Source organism: Pasteuria ramosa (genome assembly GCF_056496785.1).
On record NZ_CP143099.1, the window covers coordinates 721,892 to 747,006 of the forward strand.

Consider the following 25,115-nt stretch of genomic DNA (forward strand, 5'->3'; position numbering starts at 1 on the left):
TGATCTTTTATAAATGATATTTTTTAAAGTATTTAGTAATATGTTTATAAATTATAATTTATGTTTTTCTTTGTGAAATCTTAATATTAATTATTTCATATAAATTTTAGTAAATGTGTTTTTATTTTTCCTTATAGATTTGTTATTTGTAATTTGCTATTTGCTATTTGCTATTTTTTATTTGAAAGATCGTGTAAGAGGGCAATTATTTTGTAATATTTTTTGAAGGAGGTGTTATTTGTTTCTTTTGTTCATTTGCGTGTACATAGTTCTTATAGTTTTGGTATGAGTATAGCTAATATTGATGAATTGGCATCAGCTTCTGTTAGTTATGGCTTATCGGCACTTGTGTTGACTGATTTTAAAAATTTATATGGTGTGCCTGATTTAATCAAAGCTTGCCGTAAGTATCGTCTTAAGCCGATTATCGGCTGTGTTTTTCCCCTTAATTTAGGGATTAAGTCGCGATCTAATTTTTTGTTGGAGCGTCATGGTTTAGGTGTGAATCTTGTTTTATTAGCTGAGTCGATGCAGGGTTATCAAAATTTATTACAATTACTTGGTCAATTGAAAGCTTCTTCTCGTTTATCGGGTGAAGGGTTAGATTTAGGTCAATTAGCCGGTTACAGTGACGGTTTGATTGCTTTAATTGGAGGTGGCATATGGGGTAAATTTTTGATTGATGAGGCTGAAGCTATATCTTTAGAGCTTGTTTTTAAGAAATTACTGGCTATTTTTGGTGTTGATTTTTTGCGTATTGAGTTGCAAGATTATGGCTTAACGTGGCAACATAATTTGCATACTATACTTTATGCTGTGTCTCAGAAATTAAATATACCACTTGTTGTGACACATGAAGTTCGTTTTGTTAGTGTATATGATTTTTTTGCGTATAGTTTGTTTTCGCAAGATCGACCAAATTTAAATCATCATTGTTCTTTTTTGTCTTCACATGCTATGGAAGAGCATTGGCATAAATGGTCTTTTGCCGTACAAGAAACAATGGCTATTGTTAATCGTTGTTGTTCAGGCTTTGATTTTTTTGCACCTGTGGTTTTTAATTTGCCTCATGATTGTTTATCTGATCGTACGGGTCTTTTAAAAAAGATGATCGATGATGGTGTTAAGCGACGGTACAATTATCCTTTATCTTTAAATGTTTCGCAGAGGTTAGCTAAGGAATGGGATATAATTCAGCAAAAAGATTTAATTTCATATCTTTTGTTAGTTGCTGAGTTGGTACAATATGCGCGTAAAAAAAAGATCACAATAGGACCAGGGCGTGGTTCGGCTGTTGGGAGTTTAGTGGTCTATGCTTTAGGTATAACGGATGTTGATCCTTTAGCTCATAACTTACTTTTTGAACGTTTTTTGCATATGGATCGAGCCGGGTTTCCTGATATCGATTTAGATGTTTCTGGTTCACAACGTTCTGATATTTTACATTATTTAAAGAAAAAATACGGTGAAGGTCATGTGGCGCAGATTGCTACTTTTGCTCGTTGGACGGTTAAGGCATTGCTTAAATTTTTAGCGAGTAAGTTAGATTTAAAAGAAGTGAATTTGCGTTATTTATTATCTTTGTTACCACAAGAAAATTTATCTTTTGATAAGATTATCCGAGAACATCCTGTTTTAAGAGAGCATTTAAAGTCAGCACATCCGCGCCTATTGTCTATTTTAGCTCTATGTACAGGTATGCCTAGGCAAGTATCTACTCATGCTGCGGGAATTATTATTACTAAACAGCCATTAATTTCGCATATACCTTTAGATCATGGTACTTATCAGATGTTGCGTTCGCAGTATGATATGTATTTTTTAAAGCAGATGAATTTATTAAAATTGGATCTTTTGGCTTTAAATCAATTAAATGTTCTTGGTTCATTAGAGAGTGTTATCCCTGATATGGGGATAATGGAGAAAGATAAAGTTACATTTGATCTTTTATCTAGAGGTGATACCATTGCTTTGTTCCAACTTGAATCACAAGGCATGAGGACGCTGCTAAAGAGTGTTAAACCGCAGAAAATGTCAGAGTTAATGGACATTCTTGCTCTTTATCGTCCGGGAACAAAAAAATATATCTATCGTTATTTACAAAGCAAAGGTGATGATTTTTTTACTCATATTGCTGGAATGAGAGATATTTTATCTGGTACACGAGGTGTTCTTTTATATCAGGAACAGGTTATGCAAATAGCTGTCGATATTGCTGGCTTTTCTTGGGAATTAGCTGATAAGTTACAAATGGCGATTAGTAAAAATGAAATCGACAATTTCACTTTATTGAAGGAGCCATTTGTTTCAGGTTGTATGGCTAAAGGATTGTCTTTTGAACAAGCTTCAAATTGTTATGAAGCTATTGGGAATCATTTGGGATTTGTTTTCAATCGTAGTCATGTTTCTGCATATGCTACATTAGTTCTTAAATTAGCATATGTTAAGGCCAACTATCCTCTGCTTTTTTGGGTTGCTAATTTACAAGAAGCTATGGGTGATCGTAAAAGGTTGGCTTTATTTGTGTCTAGTTTGAAGCAGCAAAAGATAAAAATTTTGATACCTGATCTTAGATTTAGTGATCATAATTTTACAGTTGAAAAGAAACATATACGTACAGGTCTTGGATCTATTAGTGGTGTTAACAAGCATCTATTTCAGCATCTTAGGCCTATGCCGACTAACTGGTGTGACTTTCTTGATGATATATGTAAAAATTTTTCTAAAGCACAGGTGGTAACTTCTTTAGTTAGCTTGGCTAGTGTCGGGGTTTTTAGTTTATTACCTGGTCATCGTGCTCAACAAGTTCAATCTTTGCAAATATGGCAAAAGAGCGCTTGTTTTTCTTTGATAGACACTACACCTTGGTCGCGTATACAATTGCAGGAAGTAGAGCAAACGATATTAGGTTTTAATGCGCATTTGCCGGCGTTATATTTACGTTTGACGAGCGAAAAAGAGCAAACAGATATTTTGAAAAAATTAAAAAAGATTTTACAAACATATATAGGTGATTATGATGTTTATCTTTTTTATGAACGAACAGGTCGATATATAAAGTTAGCAGCTGATAATTATCGGGTACAATTTCATCCTGATTTGTTTAGTAATTTAAAAAATTTATTGGGCAATGATTCTGTACATGAAGGTATATCTCTTTAAGTAGGTGAAGGATTTGTTTTATAAACATTCACTAAAATTACTTAATTTACGTGGCGTAAGTATTGATGATATTGCTACGATTGCTTATGATTTACAAGCTCCCTATGATACGACTTTAACTATTACCGAATGTAAAGAAAGTGTTCATGCTGTGTTGAAAAAGAGGGAAGTTCAGCATGCTATTATTACAGGTATTTCTTTGGATGAGTTAGCTGAAAAAAAACAATTACCTGAGCCATTTCAGATGATTATGGATACTGATGAGCCGCTTTATGGAATAGATGAAATTTTAGCACTAAGTATTATCAATGTATATGGCTCGATTGGTCTTACGAGTTTTGGTTACCTGGACAAAAAGAAAACAGGTATCATTCGCAAATTGAATTCACATTCTACTGATATTCATGTTTTTTTAGATGATATTGTGGCCGGGATTGCCGCGGCAGCTTCTGCAAGAATTGCGCATAAAAGACCACGTGATGAGCAATATGATGCGGTTTTGAAGCAATTAGGGACATATATCGATATCGATTCAGATATAGATATTGACCAAGATTAATTTTTGTTTTCGGCAGTAGTTAAATTAATTTTATAAAATAAGATCATGAGATAATAAGAACATAAGATTATGTTATATTTAGCTGTATACATCATTTTTGATATAAAATTGTAAATTACATTTTTAAAGATCTTTATGATACAATTAGTGTTTATAGTTAGTATATATTATATAGCAGGCCTACGGGGTGAGGAATTATTCTATGAAATTACGTGAGTTGTTCCGTAAGCAGAAGCGTTATGCCACCGTATCTATATCTTCAGATGCCCAGAAGCGTGAGATACCTGAAGGTATCATGCGTAAGTGTCAGGGATGTGGTGGCATTCATTTGGCTAAAGAATTGGCCAAGCATTTATATGTTTGTAAAGATTGTTTTTTTCATCATCAAATATCATCATGGGATAGAATAAAATTAGTTGTTGATGAAGATAGTTTTATAGAAATGGATTCTAATTTAATTTCAGGAAATCCATTAGATTTTCCTGATTATAGTGAAAAAATATTGCTAGATAGAAAAAAAACCTCTTTAAAAGAAGCTATTGTTACAGGTCAAGCATTGATCAATACTTATCCTTGTATTTTAGGCGTAATGGATGCTCGTTTTCGTATGGGAAGTATGGGTTCAGTTGTTGGTGAAAAAATTGCTAATATGGTTAAAAAAGCGATTGAAACACGCAAACCTCTTGTTTTATTTACTGCTTCAGGTGGAGCTCGTATGCAAGAGGGAGCGCTTTCATTGTTACAAATGGCAAAAACAGCTATTTTGTTTCGTCGCCTGCATGAAGAACGCATTCTTTATGTTGTGGTTTTAACAAATCCGACCACAGGAGGGGTATCTGCTAGTTTTGCTATGCTAGGAGATATTCATTTGGCTGAGCCAGGTGCTTTGATCGGTTTTGCTGGACAGCGTGTTATTGAACAAACAGTGCATCAGCAATTACCTGCAGGTTTTCAGACGGCGGAATTTTTATTGAAGCGAGGACAGATTGATCGTGTTGTTGCTCGAGCAGATTTAAGGGATACACTAGGGAAGATTTTAGCTATGCATGCTTAAGGATGATGAAGAAAAGGAGGTTTTTATGTGTTAAAAGGCAATCTTCCTTTTGAAAGGCCGTTGTTAGAGCTGCAAAATAAGATTATTGAACTGAAAAAATTTATGCATGAAAAGCAAATTGATCTTAGTACAGAAATTGAAACATTGGAGAAAAAGGCAATTCATTTATCGCAAAAGCTTTACAACTGTTTGACACCTTGGCAGCGTGTACAGATTGCGCGTCATCCCAATCGTCCTACATCTTCTTTTTATCTCAAAAATGTTTTTCGTGATTTCTTTGAATTAAAAGGTGATCGACTTTATGCTGATGATCCCGCAATTATAGGTGGGATTGCCTATTTGGATGATTTTGCTAAACCGATTACTGTTATTGCTCATGAAAAGGGGCGTGATATAAAAGAGAAAATAGCTCGTACCTTTGGTATGCCGCACCCTGAAGGTTATCGGAAGTCTGTTCGTTTGATGAAACAGGCTGAGAAATTTGGGCGACCTATTGTAACGCTGATTGATACCCAAGGCGCTTATCCTGGTATTGAAGCGGAAGAAAGGGGTCAAAGTGAAGCTATTGCACGTAGCTTATTTACCATGGCTGGTTTGCGTGTACCCATTATTTGTATCATTACAGGTGAAGGTGGTAGTGGAGGAGCACTGGGATTAGCTATCGGAGATCGATTATTGATGTTAGAGCATGCATATTTTTCTGTTATTTCACCTGAAGGAGCAGCTGCAATTTTATGGCGTGATGCAGCTAAAGCAGAATTAGCTGCTTCTAGTTTAAAGATTACTTCGCAAGATTTATATGAATTGGGTATCATTGATAAAATTATTCAGGAGCCTCATGGAGGCGCACATAATGATCCTGACTTACAAGCATCTATTTTAAAAAAGATACTTTTATCTAAATTAGAGAAACTACAATCATTAGATATTGATAAATTAATAGAACAAAGACATAATAAATTTTGTTCTTTGGGTATGATTTTGCATGAAGATTAAATATTGGATTTTTTCATAGGTAAGCATTTTGTCCTTGATTTTGCAAAATATTTTTTAATATTTTTTTATAAAAACTTTAATTATTGATATATAAACAATGCTTAAAAGAAATTTGATTAATTATATGATTTATCATACATAAAAAGTATTATTAGTTTAAAAACAACAAACAACAAACAACAAATAATAAATAAAAGGAGTATATTTGGTTATGAAAAGATTGGCTGTCTTAACCAGTGGTGGAGATGCTCCAGGTATGAATGCGGTTGTACGTTCGATTGTACGTAGTGCGGATCACTTTGGTGTTGAGGTGTATGGAGTTCGGAGAGGTTATGTAGGTTTATTACAAGGTGATTGGTATCATTTAAAATTGGGTGATGTAGGTGATATTGTTCATCGAGGAGGTACTATTCTACATAGTTCGCGTTCAGCCGATTTTCATCATAAAACATCCCAAGAGAAAGCTGTTCGTCTTATGCATGAACATGATATAGATGGTTTAATTGTCATTGGTGGTAATGGTACCTTCCTTGGAGGCCAATGTTTAACAGCATTATCATTTCCTGTTATCGGGATTCCGGGAACAATTGATAATGATATTATGGGTACTGAGATGTCGATAGGGTTTGATACAGCTGTTAATACGGCTGTTTCTTGTGTTGATCGTATTCGTGATACTGCTACTTCTCATGAAAGAACTTTTTTGATTGAGGTTATGGGACGTGCCACAGGTAATCTGGCTTTATGGGTTGGACTAGCTGCTGGTGCTGAATCAATTATTATTCCTGAGCGCCCTTATAACATTGATGATGTTGTGAATCGTTTGTGTAGGGGTATTTCGCGTGGTAAAAAGCATAGTATTATTATCGTTGCTGAGGGAGCTGCTAAAGCTTCAGATGTAGCAAAAGAAATTGAAGAATTGACGAAGTGGGATACACGTATTATTGTTCTTGGTCATATCCAGCGAGGTGGAAGTCCAACAGCTTTAGATCGTTTATTAGCTGGTCGTATGGGTGCTAAAGCTGTAGAGGTTTTAGTAAAAGATGATGGTGCGAATGGTATGATAGCGCTTGAAAATGGTACAGTTAAGGTAATTCCTTGGCCTAATCATGATAAACGAGATAATTTAGCTGATTTAGTGGATTTAGCGCATCGTTTATCTGTTTAGTTTTCTTCTATTTTGGTTAGGCGTTGCATTTTTTCTTAATTTATTAATTGCTTAATTTATTAATTGCGTAATTTATTTTTTATTTTATATCATGATTTATGAAAGGTGATTTTTATATAGTGGATAAACGTAAAACAAAGATTGTATGTACGATCGGGCCTGCAAGTGAGTCTTTAGAGACGCTCGAGGAAATGATTAAAGCTGGTATGGATGTAGCTAGATTAAATTTATCCCATGGTACGCATGATGAACATGGTCAGCGTATTAAGAATATTCGCCAAGCAGCTCATAATATTGGTTGTAAGGTAGCCATCTTGTTGGATACCAAGGGGCCAGAGATACGAACGGGTATTTTAGAAAAACCTGTGCTTTTGAAAAGCAATGAAAAAATAATTTTAACGACTAAAGAAATTATAGGTAATGAACATCGTATAAGTGTTACATACCGGCGTTTGCCACAGGATGTAACAAAGGGATGTAGAATTTTAATTGATGATGGTTTGATTGAATTAAAAGTTGATTATTGTGAAAATGAAGAAGTTTATTGTACCATTATTAATGGAGGTAAGCTTTCTTCAAAAAAAGGTGTTAATATTCCAGGTGTTTCTTTGCAGATACCTAGTATCACTGATAAAGATAGTCAAGATTTATTATTTGGTATTGAAAATGAAGTTGATTTTATTGCTGCTTCTTTTGTTCGTACACCAAAAGATATTTTAGAGATATGTCATCGTTTGCAAAATAATCGTACTAAAATCGATGTTATTGCGAAAATTGAAACACGTGAAAGTGTTGAACATGCGGATGCTATCCTTAAAGTTGCTGATGGGTTAATGGTTGCTCGTGGAGATTTAGGGGTAGAGTTACCTGTAGAAGAAGTACCTTTAGTACAGAAGAGATTAATTAAACTTTGCAATAAATGGGGTAAACCTGTTATTACCGCTACCCAGATGCTTGATTCAATGCAGCGTAATCCGCGTCCTACGCGTGCTGAGGCTAGTGATGTAGCAAATGCTATTTTAGATGGTACTGATGCTGTTATGCTATCAGGGGAAACAGCTAGTGGCCTTTATCCTGTTAGGTCTGTAAAAATGATGGCTGATATAGCTAAACATTCGGAAAAGGCTGCGTTTAGTTCATGTTGTTCATATGAAGAAATAGATGTTAGTATTACCGACGCATTAAGCGAAGCTTCGGTTAAGATGATTGGAAGTTTAGAAGGAGCAGCTATTTTAACAGCGACTGAAAGTGGTACAACAGCGCGTGCGATTGCTAAACATCGCCCTCGTGTTCCCATAATAGCTATTACTCCTAATGAGTCGGTAATGCGTAAATTAACACTTGTATGGGGTGTTTACCCTGTATGGGGATGTCATAGTGGTACAGTTGAAACAATGCTTCAAGAGGCTGTATCTGCTGCTCTTATGGACAACTATGTTAAACAAGGATCATTGGTAATCTTGACAGCGGGCGTTCCGCTCGGACGAGCTGGTACAACTAATTTATTGAAGGTATATGTGGTTGGAGGCGTTTTAGCTCGGGGTCGTGGTGTAGGGACGAAAAAAATGATTAACGGTAAGGTTATTTCGGGTCGAAGTTTTACAGAGATCCAAAGAACTTTTAAACCTAATGATATTTTAGTCGTCCATGATACAGATGACGAAATGCTTGATATGATGAAAGAAGCATCTGCTATTATTACGGAGAAGAAAGATTTAACATCACACGCAGCTATAACAGGTTTAAATTTTGGTATACCATTGATTTTAGGTGTAAAAAATGCGTTAGATTTGTTAGCAAATGAATCTATTGTTACCCTTGATATTTATCGAGGACAAATTTTTTCTGGACGTACCAATATTTTATAAAAAGCATTGGCCTTTTGGTCAATGTTATTTAATTTGATTATTTATCTTAAAATAATTTTAATAATATTGACAATTATTATTTATTATTTTTTTGGACATAAAAAAAACATTGACCCTATTTGTCCAATGCCTTTTATATTATTTCGATTAAATCCTAGTCGGGGAAGTAACCACCAACGTATGCGTTTCTTTTTGGTTTTTCGTTTTTTGCTTTTAAGATACATGGGACATTTTCCTCCGTAGTATTTAAATATAAATATTTTCATCAATTATACTAATTTATATTCTTTTGTTATCGTGATATAAATTTAGTTTTTAATTATTGATATCTTTATTTTACGCTTTTTCTTGTTATTATTCAATTTTTTGTTAAAAATGAAAGAAAAAGCTATGATAATGGTATTTTATAGTCTAATTAAGATATTATTATTTATTATTTAACTTATTTTACATATATTTGGCTATTTTAATTTATTGTTATTATTTTTATTTTGGAATTACTGCAACAAATTTGGCTGGTTTTTCTCTGCTTTACATTTTATTATTTTTTTATATTTTCATGTTTTGCTCTTTTCATCTTTTTCTTTTTTTAGTTTTTTTATCTTTTGTTCTTTTATTGTTTACTATTATTCTAAAAAATATGTTTGTTAATCATTTTTAGATTTAATTATTATTTAATTATTATTTTAAACTTATTAAAAAAACAAATACCCCTATAATTTCAGAGGTATTTGTTTTTTTAAAAATTATGTTTTTCGCAGACATGATCTAATAATTTTTTACATCCTGTGTTTACAAGTTCATAAGTAAAATCAAAATTATTGGTAAACCAAGGATCTGGTACGTGCGCATATGTAGCATCGGGGACAAAGTCGATGAATTTTAATATCTTATGCTTGTCTTTTTCTTTAGTGATTTTTTTTATATTTTCAATATTGCTATCGTCCATGCCTAATATATAGTCGTAGTTTTCGATATCTTTAGTTTTTAGATGATTTGAAACAATATTATTGTGATCTATATTTAAAGATTTTAATTTTGTTCGGGTTCCTATATGTGGTTTTTCACCTTCGTGTTGAGAGCTTGTACCAGCTGAAGCTACTTCGATTTTTTTGTCCAAGTTTTTTTCTTTAATCAGATGACGAAATACAGCTTCTGCCATAGGTGAGCGACAAATATTTCCTAAACATACAAATAAGACACTAATTTTTTGATTTTTTTCTGTCAAGATTAAAATCCCTTTCATATATAAAATTTAATGTTTTTACAACTAAATAAATGATAATTAAATATTGATAAATAATATCTTTTATTATCATAGAAAAAAATTTAGAGCATAATCTGTAGTGATTTATTTCTTAGAATTTTTTATACGGATAAGATTTGTTATGAGGTTATTTTTATTTATAATTGTTTTTGATACTTATTTTGATACTTATTTTATTTTAATTTAAATAATTAAAATAAATATTATTTAAATGAAGTTTTCATAGAAGGTGTTTATGATATAACCATATCCTTTTTTCTTATTTTACCATGATTATACTGATATTATCATCTTAAAAAGGTAGCTATTTTTCTTATTCAGCTTCTTTGATGATGGAATTTTGGGTTACATGTTTTATGATAGGGATTTATGTGGATATATTAATATAGCTGATTATTAATCATGTAATTTAAATACAAAAATAGCTATTATCATAGATTTTATTGCATTTGATTAGTTTATTAATATGTGTTTTGGGACAAGCTCTAGGTTTATTCACTAGCTCGGTATAGTCATGTATATGGTTGTTTTTCTTTATTCATGATAGCTGCAATTTTGATAATATTTCTGTTTCTTTTGGCATATATGTAGATAATGAGCTTCTTGTTAGTGAAGTTTTTAAAGTGAAAGTTTGAATTTTGGCTATTTTTTTTTTAAGCAAGTCCCTTACTATTTTTGGAGGATATTTTTTACTACGTAGAATGATTTTTTAGCTCTAAAATCAGACTTTTTTTTACCAATACGCGATCTATTTTGAGTAGTTTTATGATTATTGGATTCTTTTTTTAAATTTCGCTCATATATATTGTGAGTATTTATTAAATTTTCCTGACAACTGCCATAATGATTAAAGTGCGCAAGGGTTGGTTTGACAATCCTAAATCGCTTTTTTAATTAGATTTTATTTCAATATAAATTGCTTTTTTAACTATTTTTTATATTTAATTATGAGTTATATTAGTGAAGCATTAATTTTTTAATTATTTTATTTTTAAGACTTAGTCAAGTTAGATGCTTTTTTCGTTATATTTTGGTTGGCTAAGATTTTAGGGATAATTATTTTTGCTTCGGCAGACATATTAATAAATACTTCGCTAATATTCTGTATCAGTACTTATAATGTTATTAAATACCAATTTTTAATAGAATATTATTTTTATTTGAATATGAAGTTAAATTTTGGTTATAAAATAGCTATCTTTGCATTTTTTGATGAGCTCTTTTATGATATTTTTTATTGCTTTATAAGTTATTTTTGATGTTTAAAATTTCATCGTTTGGATTTGTTTTTATAGGACGAGTTATTGTTGTTTTTGGTAAGATATATGTATATTTTAGTGAATTAGGATAAGTTATACATTAGTTTTTGGGAATATATTTAAATATTGAGGATAATTTTATTTTCGGGTTTTAAATATAAATTTTTATGGGTATTTATAGTTTATTATTTCTGAAAACTTAGTTTTTAACAAAAAAATAATACATAATACAAGAATGGACCTTTGTTTTATGATTTTATATTTAAAAATTGATTTTTATTAGAATTAAACCATATTTATAATCAAATTATTTTTAATTTAAAAAAGGTATATTTATAATTGTTTTTATTTGAAGTTATTTATTTAATTGTTTTTTCTTTTTTAGTGTGTATTGATTTGATGGGTTATAAAATTCATGATATTAAAATTATATTTGTTGTTTAAAGATGTTTCTGTGCATAGAAATAAATTTTAAGAAGTATTTTGCGATCAGGAGGTTGTAAAACGGATGAAGATTCATATTGTGCGTTATAAAGATTACCTGGCTGATCTTGCAAAGAAGTATCAAATATCTACAGATCGGTTGTTGGAAGCTAATCCGCATCTTAGTTTACAGGAACCTATTAAAGTAGGTACAAAGGTACGTATACCTACAGGTAGAATTTCTATCAAGCAGTCAAAGGTGATAAATCAATTTGATCATGAAGGTAATGATTTTTCTTCATCACGATATCGTAAGGTTTCAGATGTTGGAGTGGAGACAATGTCACACAATGAAAATAGTCAGATTGATGACGACGGAAACGGTTCTTTGTATTGGCAAATGATAGAAAAAAAAGATAGCATAACTAATGATTTAGATATATCATCTTCCTTTATTGAATCTCCCGGCAGCATAGAAGGAGATGCTGAGTTATTAGTAGATGAAGAAGAATGGACGTCACCAAAAGAAGACATTTCTAATGGAGATGCTAATAATGAGTCTTCTAGGGTTTTTGCTGATGATGTTAATTATAATTATTTACCAACTACATTTTTTCCACCATATAATTTCTCATTATTACCTTTTGGCGCACCGTACTTACCTAATAATCAGATTCCTCCGTGGGCTTTTATGCCATCGAATATATTACCGACCATGACCACACCTCCTGGTTTTACATGGCCAAATTTACCTCCATTTCAACTACCTCCTGGTTTTACATGGCCAAATTTACCTCCATTTCAACTACCTCCTGGTTTTACATGGCCATCTCCACCGACCCCTGCACCGACCCCTGCTCCTAAACCTTCTTTGCAATCTTGGTGGTTGAATGAAAAGCATGAATTTGATTTTTTTAAGGAGAGCTCTTCTTGTGAAGCATAAAGCTATGGATGTTTCATCTGCTGGTGCTGGACCGCGTGTGAGTGTATTGGCTAATATTTTAAATACAGAGGTTTATTCGATTAAACCTTATCGTAAAAATTATCGTTTAGAAACAGATCAAGGTATGTGGATTGCTAAGCATGTTGATTATGAAAAGCGTGTGCAGTGGTGGATGAAAATAGATAAAATTTTGCGACAACGTGGATTTAGGTCCATGCCAACGCCGATGACGGATGGGCGTTGGCTATTAACACCTTTTATCTCAGGCAAGATGTCTTCTTATAGCAATGTTAATCATATTGTGGTTATTATGCGTGAGCTAGGTCGTTTTCATAGCTTAGGATGTAAAATGGATGTACCTCCATTTTCATCGAAGCCTTTTCTCTTATATAAGCGTATTTATTATCGACTTTCGCAATTTTATCGTTTGTTAAAACGTTCTGTCACTATGGAAGGAGAATTAGGTGAATTAATACGCGTATATGGTCGTCTTTTTTATTTAGATGGCTTAAAAGCATGGCGTAATATTATTTCTTTCCCTATTAGAGAAAGATCGAAGTCAGCACATCAGAGTGGTAATATTGCTCATAGGGATCTTGCTAGTCATAATTGGATTATTGATAACGCAGAGCAACCTTGGTTGATTGATTTTGAAACAGCGGAATATGATTGTCAGTTAGGAGATGTTTGGCAAATTGTTGTAAGAATTTTGGCAGAAAATCAATGGCAAACGGGTTGGTTGCCTAAAGCTCTAAATGCTTATAGGGAAGAGAGGGAACTTGAAGTTTGGGAAGAGAAATTATTATCATTATTACTTAGTTTTCCCAATGAATTTTTTCGTGAAGCTATCGGTTTAGCTTCTAATAGAAAAGGATATCATCTAAATCACGCTTTGCCTTATTTAAACCGTTTAGCTCAAATGAGGCCGAAGTGGAAAGAGCAGATTAAGATATGGCGCGAGGGTGGAGATTTGCGTTAATTTGTGGTAGATATATGGAAATCCCTTCCCCACGTACTTGATGTACAATATCGTGGGGTTCATAAAAATATGAAATTTATGCATAGGAGGTGCATTAATGATATGCGTGTGGGTATAGCTCAAATAAAATCAAGACTAGGTAATGTGACCAGTAATCTTACGGAGCATATATTGTTGATTGAAAAGGCTAAAGCGGCTAAAGTTGATTTAATTGTTTTTCCGGAGCTTTCACTTACAGGATATCATTTATTAGATTTGACATATGAAGTTGCTCGATCAACTTTTAGTAAAGATATTCGTATCTTGATTGAATTGTCGAATGATATTGACATTGTTTTTGGTTTTGTAGAAAATAGCGATCAACATATTTTGTATAATACAGCCATTTATGCACATAAAAATCATATACATCATTTACATCGTAAGGTTTATCTTCCTACTTACGGTATGTTCGATGAAGCTAGATATTTTGGTGCGGGAGATCGTATTCGTAGTTTTTCAACGCCTTTTGGCAAGATGGGGATAGCTTTTTACGAAGATGTGCATCATTTTACAACACAATATTTACTTTCTCAGGATGGAGCTATGCTGATTATTGTACCTGCCAGTTCTCCTGTATATGGCCTTGATGAACATGGTGTTGTTTCTAGTGATGAGTGGCAGAAATTATTACAAGTACAAGCTAGGATATATGGTGTTTATTTTATCTATGCTAATCGCATTGGTACAGAGGATGGTGTTATTTTCTCTGGAAACTCGATGATTGTCCATCCTGATGGAAGTATTTTACAAAAAGCATCACCCTTGGAAGCTAAACTTTTAATCGAGAACATTGATTTTGAAGTCACGAGGCGTGTTAGGTTAAATTTACCATTGTTAAGACATGCTAAACCATATACAGTTTTAAAGGAATTAAAATACATATTAGACAAACATAATAATTCAGAGAGGATTATGTAGTTTGCATATGACGTATACATTTTCGAAAGATAAAAATTTTTTATATCTTCAACCAGATATTACCGTTGATTTATTGACAACAGCTTTAGCGGAAGAAATTAAAAAAGCTTCTTTTGCAAAAGCTATTATTGGTTTATCCGGGGGTGTTGACTCGGCTTTAAGTTTATCTTTAGCTGTACAAGCTTTAGGTAAGGAGAATGTGTTAGCTGTTTTTATGCCTTCACAGGAAAGTTCGTCGACGAGTCTTACAGATGTTGAAAGTATGGTGCATGAGTATGGTGTTGAGTTAATGGTTATTGATATTACAACTCAGATTAAATCATACTTTGATTCTTTAAAACTTAATGATGAAGAAATTCCACCGATTCGTAAAGGTAATAAAATGGCTCGTGAGAGAATGAGCATTCTTTATGATTTGTCTTATTCACATGATTCTTTAGTGATTGGGACATCTAACCGTACAGAATTATTACTAGGATACGGAACACACTATGGTGATTCAGCATCAGCGATAAATCCTTTAGGCGATCTTTACAAGACACAAATTTGGCAATTAGCTTCATACATTGGGGTACCCAAAAACATTTTAAATAAGCCGCCATCAGCTGATCTTTGGCCTGGTCAGACTGATGAACAAGAATTAGGTTTTTCTTATCATGATATTGATCGTTTGTTATATTATATGATTGATCTGCAATATTCACTTATTCAACTTCGTTCGTTAAAGTTTAAGGATGATTTTATTACCAAAGTTAGTAATATGATTATTAAAAATCAGTATAAACGCACTTTGCCAATTATTATCAAATTAACAAGACGTACCTTAGGTATTGATTTTCGCTATTTGCGTGATTGGGGTTTATAAAAGATAGTATATAAAGTGAGGTTTTTTATTATATGGCAGGTCATTCAAGATGGAAGAATATACAACATCGCAAAGGTCGTCAGGATGCTAAGAAAGGACAACTTTTCGCCAAGGTTTCCCGGCAATTGTATATAGCTGCTAAACAGGGAGATAAAAATCCTGAAAACAATCAAAAATTACGAGCTGTTATTTTAAAAGCTAAATCTTATAATATGCCGCAGAAAAATATCGATGCTGCTATTCAAAAAGCGGCGCATTGTAATGATGTCACATCCTTTGTAGAGATGACTTATGAAGGTAACGGACCTGGTGGTGCGTCCATTTTACTTGATGTTTTAACAGATAATAAAAATCGTATATCTGCGGAATTGCGTCAAATATTTGGCAAGTATGGTTGTAATTTATGCGATGCAGGTTCTATTTCTTGGATGTTTCATTGGAAGGGCATTATTATTATAGATAAGCATGAAATAGCCGAACCAGAAAAAATAATTAATTTTTTAGGCAATAACATCGAAGAGATGGAACTTCGTGATAATTTCTATGAAATTATCACTATGACAGAAAATTTTGATAAAACACTTGGGATGCTTGAGCAAAAACGTATACCTTTTAAACACGCGGATGTAACTATGCTGACACCACACATTTTAGAAATTGATCCACAATCATATCAAGCATTGGATAATTTAATTGAGGATCTTGATAATCATGATGATATACAAAACATATATACAAATGTTGAATTAGTTAAACAAATTGTTTCTTACTAAATTATTTTCAGAAAGATAATTATTGAAATAATTTTTTAATATATTTATAAATGAATAACAAATGAACAAAAGAGATCATCTATGATGGTCTCTTTTGTTATGGAGTTTTTTTAAAAACCTCTTTAAATAGAGTTTAAGAACCTAAAGGCACTAAAATATATGATAACGGCTACTTTTTTGTTTAAATTACATAGATAGTGTTAAAATATAAAAAACTAAATATATTGTATAAAATATAATTGTAATATTAATTTAAAAACACTATAAATATATATTTTAATATATTTTTTTAATAAAAATTTAAAGATAGCAATAAATAAAAAGTATCTTTGCTAGATTGTCTATATCAGTATTTATGTATATATTCATTTTTTAATAAAATGTATAATTTATTATATGTAAAAAATATAGTTAATAAATAAATGTATACAAATCTTACTCTTATTTATTAACTATATTTTTTTATATGTGTTACAATTCATTTATATTAATTTTATATAATTATAACGTTATTATATTAGAAGATAATTATATACGGGATTTCGGGATTATTTTATCAGATTTTGTTATTTAGATAGAAAAGGGGTCTGATTTAGTATGTTATCAAAAAATCTTTTGCATAGTTTTTTTGTTTCCATAATTTTAATATCAATTCCTTTTTATCATATAGGATTTTATTCTACAGCTATAGCTGCACCTATGTCACAACCTAGACCCGGTCCAGCACCTATGTCACAACCTAGACCCGGTCCAGCACCTATGTCACAACCTAGACCCGGTCCAGCACCTATGTCACAACCTAGACCCGGTCCAGCACCTATGCAACAACCTAGACCCGGTCCAGCACCTATTCAACAACCTCGACCCAGTCCAGCGCCTATTCAACAACCTCAACCCAGTCCAGCGCCTATTCAACAACCTCAACCAAGTCTAGCACCAGTTCAAAAACCTGGACAAAGTCTAGCAAATATACAACCCCGACTAACTCCTTTAGGTCAGCCTATACAAACTCAGCCAATTCCTACTGCTTCTCCTAGGCAACCTAATATAGGTTCAATAGCTTCTCCTCATCAACCGTTATTAAATAATAATATGATGAATAAACCTTCATTGCTTAATAATCAACTTAGTTCTTTGTCCAACATAGGGGGTGGTGTTAATCCATCTTTAAAGGGGTCAAATCATGGGGGTATATTACAGCAAATTAATAGCGTTACCCCTTCTGCTTTAAATAGTAAAAATACATTAGCAGGTGCTGTTGGGGGTGTTTCTGGATTAACAGGTGGATTAAATAGTCATATGGGTTCTGTTATTAATCAGCCTAATAATGATTTGAATAATTTGACGCATCATGATTTGAGTCCTATGAAATTACAACAAACAAAATCGCTTTATACGGATTTTATGAATAAAGGTTTTGTTAGTAATTCGCATGATATTTCTTTTTTAAAAAGTATGGGATTATCAACACCCGATGCGAATAAGGTTGTTGACCCTTCTTTCAGAACGATGAATGCTGCATCTGAAGCTCGTTGTATTCAAAAAGAATTAAGCGAAAAAGCAGGTGTGGGACATAATGCTGTTAGTGCAGCTTTAACAAATTCTGGTGCTATTTCTAATGAAAAAATATTAGAAGACCAGACGCATCATAGAGATGTTGATCAATCACAGAAAATGCATTTTAACTCCGAACAAGGCACAGCTGGACACGGATTAGATCGCTCGTCCAATCAAGTTTCGGGATTTACAAATCCTAATCAATCAATTTCGCACAGTGATAAGAGAAATGATTCTTTAAATCATCAAGTTGCACAAGAATCGGGTAAGTTGGAGCAATCTAAGTTAGATGATGCAGCTTCTATATTATTAGACAAAGGTCATTTGAATACGTCTCAAGCAGTTCGTGCATTACAAACTTTGCATGCAACTGATTCTCAAGTTTCCTCTTATCTGCAAGATAGAGGTGTTAGTAAACATGAAATTAATGACTCTATTTCTAAATCTCAATCTTTTGGCCATCTCAACAATGATCAGATTTCTAATATTATTCAATGCTCAAAAGACAAAGGTTTAAATGCGGGTACAATTTCACAAATTTTGTCTGGTTCTGGTGCTACAGAACATCAAATCTCGCAAGGATTCCAGCAGAATCATTTTAGTGGAAGTGAAATTCAACATGCTATGATGAATACGAATACGTGTCGTGATAAAGGATTCAATCAAAATAATACGCAAGGACATTCTAATTCTGGGGGTTCAGAAAAACTGGTTGATGCTGCTCAAATGTTGAAGGAGAATAAAATTAGCCCTAATAATATGGCCTGTGCATTAGTTTCAGGTCTGGGTGCTAATCATAGCGAAGCTATGAATGCTATGCAATCTGCTGGTGTTAGTCATCAAGAAGCTACAGAGGCTTTACATGTAGCGTCGCAATCACAGGTTAGTCATACAGTAAGTGATCAACAAGCGAATCATATTGTTGATACTTTAGCTGCCCAGCGTTGTGTTCCTGAACAAGTAGCACAATCATTGTATAATTGTGGCGCTAGTGATCAACAAATTGCTAATACAATGAATTCGCATGGATATAGCTCTGAGCAAATCTCAAGCTCGATAAATGAATGCAGCAATGGCCGTTCTTCTTGTTCTTGTCATAATAGTTCTTGTTCTTGTTCGCTAGGTCAAAGTGAAGGTTCATATTCTGGCCAAAGTCAAGGGTATACGAGCCAAGGCGGAGGAGGATATGCTAGTGGAGGTGAACAACAAAGCGGCGGGAGTAATTCGGATTCAACTCTTAATATGTTTATGCAACTTTTAAATAATTTTTCTAGTGGTTTAGGTAATTTGGGTTCTACTATGAATAGCAATACAAATAATTCAGTACAAACATCTAATCAATCAATTGATAACACAAATAACTCAGGACAAACATTGAATCAATCTACAGGTAATACAAATATTTTTGAACAAATATTAACTCAACCCAGTTCTGCTCTTGAATCGATTATTATGGATTCGAATGAAGATAAACCTGCAATGTTCATTACTAAGGATAATGAGATATCTAAACCAGAAGTTGCTCAGGATAAATTCACTACTGCTAGAAAATCAAAACATGATCATTTTGTTCCAGATAAAAATCATAAAGAAGACAAAGGTTATGAAAATAAGCGCTCAAGAACGCTTTTAGACATGTTTACGCCTAAAGAGGGATTACCGAAAACTGCTACCATTTATCCGCTAATGATTATGATTGCCTTGTCTATGATTTTAATTGGTGGTATATGTTTTGGTTTTGTTTATTTACGTAAGTTTGCAAAGAAGTAAGAGTTAAGTTATTTTTTAACATGAATAATTTTTATAGATATATTTAATATAATGATTAGAGCATAAGAGTATAGTCAATACTCTTATGCTCTTTTCTTTTTAATTATTACATTTTAATTATTACATTTATAATAATTAAAATAACTAGGATGGTTAATTATATATTTTAATCTTAAAATCAAAATAACAATAAAAAGATTTGAAATATATTTTTATTATAATACCAAAACATAAATTAATAAATAAATATTTTTATATTTATAATTAATTTATAATATAAATTAATTTTTTATTTATATTTTTGACTCGAACTAATACATGGTAAGTAATCATCAAGTTGCTTTTCGTTGTTATTTTTATTATAATTAAATTAATACTAGATATAATGAATGAAAGTAAAATAAAGATATTGTCCAAAAAAACGCTGTAAAGAGAGTTTGGGAACCTAATCAAAGGCACTAAAAGCTATGATAATGGCTGCTTTTGTGTTTGAATTCCATAAATAGTTTTAAAATATAAAAAATATGTTTTAATTCGAATCCAAACATATCTTAAATAAAAGAATTTTCCTTATATTTATTTTTTTTAATAAATTTAAAAATATTAATATAATAATGAAAATATTAGTGTTTATATATTAAAAGATTAACAAATATTTAAAATCTATTATTTTTTATTTTTAAGTTATTTTGAATAAAAGTTTAAAAATAACAATAAATACTAATCGCTTTGCTAATGGTCTATATTAGCATTTCTTAACGCATTCTGTGTCCATTTTAATACAATAAATATAATTTTAATTTTATATTTTTTAATTTAAATTAATAAAAAATTTATATAAATTATATAAATTATATAAATTATATAAATTATATAGGCGGTATGATTTGAATTTCATTAATTTATCTTATAATACTATTCGTCATAGGCCTAGTTTATACATTAGTTTTTCTTTAAATATTATTTTTTCTTTTGCCATTATTTTATCCGGTTTATGTTTATATAATAATCCTTCTATACAAGTATTTCGTTCTTTTCTACAAGGTGGATTAATCGATGATTATGTAGATAGGGGACCTTTTGTTATCATCTCTGTGGTAGGATTATTAACTTTGCTATTTATTATGGACTTGTCCGAGAATACTAATATATCCGATTAGTGCAGATTGTTGGTAGTTACTGTCAAATTTAAAATTTTATTAAAAAAGCTTAAAATAAACAATAAATCTTCCTTTTATATATTTTTTAAGATATATAAATAATAATGTTTTAATTATTTGAATATTAATAAAATATATCAAAATTCATATGTTTTATTAATATTTTTAAGTTCATGCTAAAAAAATAAGTTTATATAAAAAATAATTTTATCTCTTTATAATATTTTTGAATTTAATATTGTAATATATATTAAAAAAATCACAATATCAATATAACATTGTGATTTTTTTTTGATATATACTACTATAAAATTTGATATTTAAAAGAGAGGATTAAGCATATATGTATAAATCTAAAGTTAAATACTTAAATATGGAATATTCCAAAATAGCAGCATTTGATGAAGGTAAATTCATGTATGCTATCTGTGTAGATAAAATCATCTTTGAAAAAATATTTAATATAGTTAGAAAAATAGATTTAAAGACCAAAAGAAAGGGTGGAAGGCAAAATATACTCGACCCTGAAAATCAAGTATACTTATTTTTTCATAATTTTTTTCTTGGGTTTACAAATATAATGATTGCACAAATTTTTGGTATTAGTAAAAGCACGGTTAATAACATCATAAAAAAGATACAAGGTATCGCCAAGAAAGTATTATCCAAAAGATATCTTGCAAATCAGAGCCCATATTTTTCATCTCTCATATTTGGTTTGTTTATATTCGATTGTACTGAAGTGCGCATAGAAAGACCAAAAAAAGATAATAAAAAATATGAATCTGGAAGAAAAAAGCACCCAAAAATGAAGTCTTTACTTGCAATTTGTGCTGAAACATCTTCTATTGGCTACACAAATTTTGCAGCTGATAGTGTACATGATTTTAAGCTTTTTAAAGATTCGTACATTCCATGGTTATCTGAATATGCCACTTTAATCGCTGATTTAGGCTTTCAGGGCTTACAAAAGCTATTTCTTTTACCATATAAAAGAAGTAAGTTAAAGAATTTGACCCAGGAACAAAAGGAGTATAATCAAAAAATTTCTCGTAAAAGATCATTGGTAGAAAGAGTTATAGTTTGGTTAAAAAGATTTAAGATTATTTCTAATAGATATCGTAATAATCCTAAAAAATTTCCAGAAAAATTTGATTTAATATGCGCAATGTTTAATGCTCACCTAGCTTTAGGGAAATTCCAAGAATTTAAAGAAGATAAAAAAGCAAGCTAAATAGTAAAATTAAAAATTCTGACAATTTACATATGTATTACTTAGGTGCTTTTAATAGAATTTCATTGTTTATAACTACAAAAATGACAAATTAAACCTATTAATAAAATACCTAAAAAAAATCTTCGTTTTTTATATTTTAACACTATTTATGAAATTTAAACAAAAAAATAGCTATTATCATAGCTTTTAATGCCTTTGCTTAGACCCTTAAACTCCCTTCATATTGATTCTTGGACAAGTCCGAAGTTTAATTTTGCATTGCTCTATTATATATATAATCTAATTAAAATAATATATTTTCTGGAAAATTTAATATTTTTATGTATAATATGAGACATAATATCAACATAAAATTTAAAATATATTTTCTAAGATAATGAATATTAAATCTTATTTTTATTTTATAAATAAGATTGTTTACTATAAGTTTAGCTTTTATTTTATCTTACATTTAATTAAATATTTTTCATTGCATTTATTTTTTTAAATTATTTATCATTTTCATACTTTATACATTAAATGCTTATTATATTATGATTAAGATTTAATAAAAAATAATCTTTATTAAATATAATTACATTAATAAATATTTAAATTTATAAGCCAAGATATAAGACTATTAATAATATGTTAAAAATAACATATAAATCTTCTTGTAGAATAAAATTAATTATAATTAGCAGCATAGACAAATGAAAAAATCTAATTATTAAAAAGATAAAAGATAAAAGATAAAAGATAAAAGATAAAAGATAAAAGATAAAAGATAAAAGATAAAAAAATATAACATTAAAACCAACCAAAATATTAAATATCCTGGTTGGTTAATAAAAATAATATCATAAGTATTATACTGCCAACTAAAAGATAAAACTTAGATCTTATTATCTGATTCTCTTCTTAATAAACGTAAAATCCAATCCCTAGATATAAGATATAAACCAGCAATAAAACCAAAAAAGATTAATGCGGGTATTAAAAGTCTCTGGATTAAGGTATAATCAAAAATATTGAATACTTGGTCATAGTAGTTCATACGCATAATTAAAGCTAGCGGGAAACTAGCAAAAATAATTCCCAAAATAGCTGGACAAAAGAATAAAACACCTAATTGAAAAGACACAGAATTTCTAATAATTTTTGCAGATGTCCCAATACGATATAAACTATAAAGTTGTTTACTTTGATTATTAATATCTGAATATAAACGTGAAGAAACAAAAATTAATGCTATTAATAAGATGAAAAACAAAGCTATATATATATAAATCTTCACAACTATAAAAAGTTTGCCAAAATAATAATAAAAACTAGTCTGCAAATATCTATTTGCAAAAGAAAAATTGTTTTGTTTTATAGCATTATCTCGTAAATCTTCATAATAATATTTAATATCAGCTATATTTTTAAGCATCTCTTTATTAGGCAAAAGATTATTTGATGGGTAGATACTCATAATCCCTAAATAAGATCTAGATTTAAATTCATTGGCTGGCGATTCTTGGTTAACTAAAGATAGTTGTTCTTGAAAATCCTTAGGGCTTAAGATAACAAAAAAGGGCGTCGAAAAAGGATTGGCCTCCATATTAGTAATTTTATAATTATAAGTTATTTGTTTATCGGGAAACCTATTTTTTAAAAACTTATCAAAAGATCGGCAAATCCGATCCCCTAAAAGACAATTGGATAAAAACTGTCCATCTTGAACTTTAACTTTATTTTTCGCTACCTTATTATAATCGTCAACTGACATAAAATGGATAAAAATATTCTCATCAGCAAACATTTCTTTATCTTCCTCAAAAACATATCCTTTTTTCGGTGAATCATTCAATAGATACCTTATATAGGGAACTACAACCGTATCCGAAGCTAAAAAAGGATATTTTCGTTGCAAATGTTGCCACATAGCCCTTACCTGTGTTTTATCGCCGCTATGAAAATTAATCTTTGTTTTATCAAAATTTTCAAAACGTACATCATCGGCAAAAATACTTAAATCACCTTCACCTAGATAATAATTTAAATAAGGACCTACCTCCATCTGTGATAACTTATTATCAGATACCTCTTTATCATTATAATGCGTATCAATCTCTTGTATCCCAAAAAATAAGATAATAAAACTAAAAATCCCCGTCAAAATAGCAATAAAAAAAGAATTTTGTTTTAAACGCCCTGCTAATCCACCTAAATTTAAAATACGTGAACCTTTCCATGAAAAAAATATATTTTTGCGTAGATAGTAAACAATAAACAAACTACCTTGAACAATAAATAGATAAACACCTATAAATATAGATAAAATAATCATAATCAAAACGATAATTCCAGACAAATCATTTCGCAAAAAAACATCAATTAAATCCATTAAGTCTACATCAATGAAATAACAAAATAACGTTAAAAAAAGCATAATAATAAAAGAAAATATAGAACGTAAAATGGCGATTTTCGGTTCCAAATTAATTCTTTCTTGTCCTTTAAGTAAATAAATTACTTTTGATTTTTGTACCATAATTTGCACAATAAATGAGCTTGTAATAGCAACCAATAAAAAAATAGTAACAAAAATTAATATAGGAAACAAATTTAAATCAAAATCAAAAGTTAAAATATTCATCTTACTCTGTAATATGTATCTTAATAACACTTCCAATAAAAAAGCTGGTATAATACCAACAACAATAGCTACAAAACCAACAAGTGTAATCTCAAAAAAAAGCAATTTGCGAAATTGGATATGTGAAAAGCCATGAATTAAAAAAATACCTAAATCACGACGACGTTCTTGATATATAAAAATTAATGAATACACAATACTGAATAAAGATAATATGGCTAAGCTAACAAAAAGCCCCCTAGGAAATTGATTTAAAATTAAAGAAAAATTTGAGTCATACTTAAGCGTCTCCACTAAAAATTGATAACTAGGATTTAAATATAATAAAACACAGGCAAAAACAATTACAAAAGATAAAAAAATATTAAAACCTAAACTAATATATGCGCGTGGTTTACGTAAAATCGTCTTTAATGCTAAACTAGATAAATTCATCTCTTACTCTCCTCCAAACAAATATACTTAATGATGAATAAATAAACTTTAATATAT

The 25,115-nt window shown here is 30.6% G+C and carries 17 protein-coding genes; 14 read left to right on the forward strand and 3 right to left on the reverse strand.

The annotated features are described in order from the left end of the window. The first annotated feature begins 231 nt into the window (after positions 1-231). The 6 genes from dnaE (at position 232) to pyk (ending at position 8,807) form a co-directional block, all read left to right on the forward strand. Positions 232-3,162 (forward strand): DNA polymerase III subunit alpha, encoded by a 2,931-nt coding sequence (dnaE, locus tag VS182_RS03270; RefSeq protein WP_479485065.1) that lies wholly within the window; start codon positions 232-234, stop codon positions 3,160-3,162. 13 nt (positions 3,163-3,175) lie between these two features. Continuing rightward, the gene (locus tag VS182_RS03275; RefSeq protein ID WP_479485066.1) at positions 3,176-3,721 is read left to right on the forward strand and encodes a phosphatidylglycerophosphatase A family protein; all 546 of its coding nucleotides are present in this window, start codon (positions 3,176-3,178) and stop codon (positions 3,719-3,721) included. A 187-nt stretch (positions 3,722-3,908) separates the two neighbouring features. Continuing rightward, positions 3,909-4,775, forward strand: a complete 867-nt coding sequence (gene accD / locus VS182_RS03280; RefSeq protein ID WP_479485067.1) for an acetyl-CoA carboxylase, carboxyltransferase subunit beta — start codon at positions 3,909-3,911, stop codon at positions 4,773-4,775. 27 nt (positions 4,776-4,802) lie between these two features. After that, the gene (locus VS182_RS03285; protein ID WP_479485068.1) at positions 4,803-5,771 is read left to right on the forward strand and encodes an acetyl-CoA carboxylase carboxyltransferase subunit alpha; all 969 of its coding nucleotides are present in this window, start codon (positions 4,803-4,805) and stop codon (positions 5,769-5,771) included. A 211-nt stretch (positions 5,772-5,982) separates the two neighbouring features. Continuing rightward, on the forward strand, positions 5,983-6,939 hold the full coding sequence (gene pfkA, locus VS182_RS03290; RefSeq protein WP_479485069.1) for a 6-phosphofructokinase: 957 nt from the start codon (positions 5,983-5,985) through the stop codon (positions 6,937-6,939). A 119-nt stretch (positions 6,940-7,058) separates the two neighbouring features. Next, positions 7,059-8,807 carry a pyruvate kinase gene (gene pyk / locus VS182_RS03295; RefSeq protein WP_479485070.1) on the forward strand — a complete coding sequence of 583 codons (1,749 nt, stop codon included), beginning with the start codon at positions 7,059-7,061 and terminating at the stop codon, positions 8,805-8,807. An 83-nt stretch (positions 8,808-8,890) separates the two neighbouring features. Here pyk and VS182_RS03300 read toward each other — a convergent pair whose 3' ends face one another. After that, positions 8,891-9,031: a hypothetical protein gene (locus tag VS182_RS03300; RefSeq protein ID WP_479485071.1), complete on the reverse strand. Its 141-nt coding sequence runs from the start codon at positions 9,029-9,031 to the stop codon at positions 8,891-8,893. Between the two features lie 515 nt (positions 9,032-9,546). Then, the gene (locus tag VS182_RS03305; protein ID WP_479485072.1) at positions 9,547-10,035 is read right to left on the reverse strand and encodes a low molecular weight protein-tyrosine-phosphatase; all 489 of its coding nucleotides are present in this window, start codon (positions 10,033-10,035) and stop codon (positions 9,547-9,549) included. A 1,806-nt stretch (positions 10,036-11,841) separates the two neighbouring features. Here VS182_RS03305 and VS182_RS03310 point away from each other — a divergent pair. The 8 genes from VS182_RS03310 to VS182_RS03345 all read left to right on the forward strand — a co-directional run bounded on the left by VS182_RS03310 (position 11,842) and on the right by VS182_RS03345 (position 21,997). Next, positions 11,842-12,699 carry a LysM peptidoglycan-binding domain-containing protein gene (locus VS182_RS03310; RefSeq protein ID WP_479492744.1) on the forward strand — a complete coding sequence of 286 codons (858 nt, stop codon included), beginning with the start codon at positions 11,842-11,844 and terminating at the stop codon, positions 12,697-12,699. Then, on the forward strand, positions 12,689-13,678 hold the full coding sequence (locus VS182_RS03315) for a phosphotransferase (RefSeq protein WP_479488879.1): 990 nt from the start codon (positions 12,689-12,691) through the stop codon (positions 13,676-13,678). The genes VS182_RS03310 and VS182_RS03315 overlap by 11 nt, the downstream gene beginning before the upstream one ends. 3 nt (positions 13,679-13,681) lie before the next feature. Further along, positions 13,682-14,638: a nitrilase-related carbon-nitrogen hydrolase gene (locus VS182_RS03320; RefSeq protein WP_479485075.1), complete on the forward strand. Its 957-nt coding sequence runs from the start codon at positions 13,682-13,684 to the stop codon at positions 14,636-14,638. 7 nt (positions 14,639-14,645) lie between these two features. Further along, positions 14,646-15,503, forward strand: coding sequence for an NAD+ synthase (locus VS182_RS03325; protein WP_479487901.1), 858 nt, complete (start codon positions 14,646-14,648; stop codon positions 15,501-15,503). A gap of 32 nt (positions 15,504-15,535) precedes the next feature. Further along, the gene (locus VS182_RS03330) at positions 15,536-16,276 is read left to right on the forward strand and encodes a YebC/PmpR family DNA-binding transcriptional regulator (protein ID WP_479485076.1); all 741 of its coding nucleotides are present in this window, start codon (positions 15,536-15,538) and stop codon (positions 16,274-16,276) included. 597 nt (positions 16,277-16,873) lie between these two features. Beyond that, positions 16,874-19,603 carry a hypothetical protein gene (locus tag VS182_RS03335; protein ID WP_479492745.1) on the forward strand — a complete coding sequence of 910 codons (2,730 nt, stop codon included), beginning with the start codon at positions 16,874-16,876 and terminating at the stop codon, positions 19,601-19,603. Between the two features lie 887 nt (positions 19,604-20,490). Further along, complete coding sequence (locus VS182_RS03340; RefSeq protein ID WP_479492746.1) at positions 20,491-20,763, forward strand: hypothetical protein; 273 nt, start codon at positions 20,491-20,493, stop codon at positions 20,761-20,763. A 343-nt stretch (positions 20,764-21,106) separates the two neighbouring features. After that, positions 21,107-21,997 (forward strand): transposase family protein, encoded by an 891-nt coding sequence (locus VS182_RS03345; RefSeq protein WP_479492747.1) that lies wholly within the window; start codon positions 21,107-21,109, stop codon positions 21,995-21,997. An 877-nt stretch (positions 21,998-22,874) separates the two neighbouring features. Here the strand turns inward: VS182_RS03345 and VS182_RS03350 are convergent. Next, positions 22,875-25,058 (reverse strand): FtsX-like permease family protein, encoded by a 2,184-nt coding sequence (locus VS182_RS03350; RefSeq protein WP_479492748.1) that lies wholly within the window; start codon positions 25,056-25,058, stop codon positions 22,875-22,877. Between the last annotated feature and the right edge of the window lie 57 nt (positions 25,059-25,115).

Excerpts from the sequence above, each read along its gene's own strand:
- VS182_RS03330 (WP_479485076.1), top strand. The coding sequence starts at position 15,536 with ATGGCAGGTCATTCAAGATGGAAGAATATACAACATCGCAAAGGTCGT.
- VS182_RS03300 (WP_479485071.1), bottom strand. The coding sequence starts at position 9,031 with ATGTATCTTAAAAGCAAAAAACGAAAAACCAAAAAGAAACGCATACGT.
- VS182_RS03310 (WP_479492744.1), top strand. The coding sequence starts at position 11,842 with ATGAAGATTCATATTGTGCGTTATAAAGATTACCTGGCTGATCTTGCA.
- pfkA (WP_479485069.1), top strand. The coding sequence starts at position 5,983 with ATGAAAAGATTGGCTGTCTTAACCAGTGGTGGAGATGCTCCAGGTATG.
- VS182_RS03335 (WP_479492745.1), top strand. The coding sequence starts at position 16,874 with ATGTTATCAAAAAATCTTTTGCATAGTTTTTTTGTTTCCATAATTTTA.
- VS182_RS03350 (WP_479492748.1), bottom strand. The coding sequence starts at position 25,058 with ATGAATTTATCTAGTTTAGCATTAAAGACGATTTTACGTAAACCACGC.
- VS182_RS03345 (WP_479492747.1), top strand. The coding sequence starts at position 21,107 with ATGTATAAATCTAAAGTTAAATACTTAAATATGGAATATTCCAAAATA.
- VS182_RS03325 (WP_479487901.1), top strand. The coding sequence starts at position 14,646 with ATGACGTATACATTTTCGAAAGATAAAAATTTTTTATATCTTCAACCA.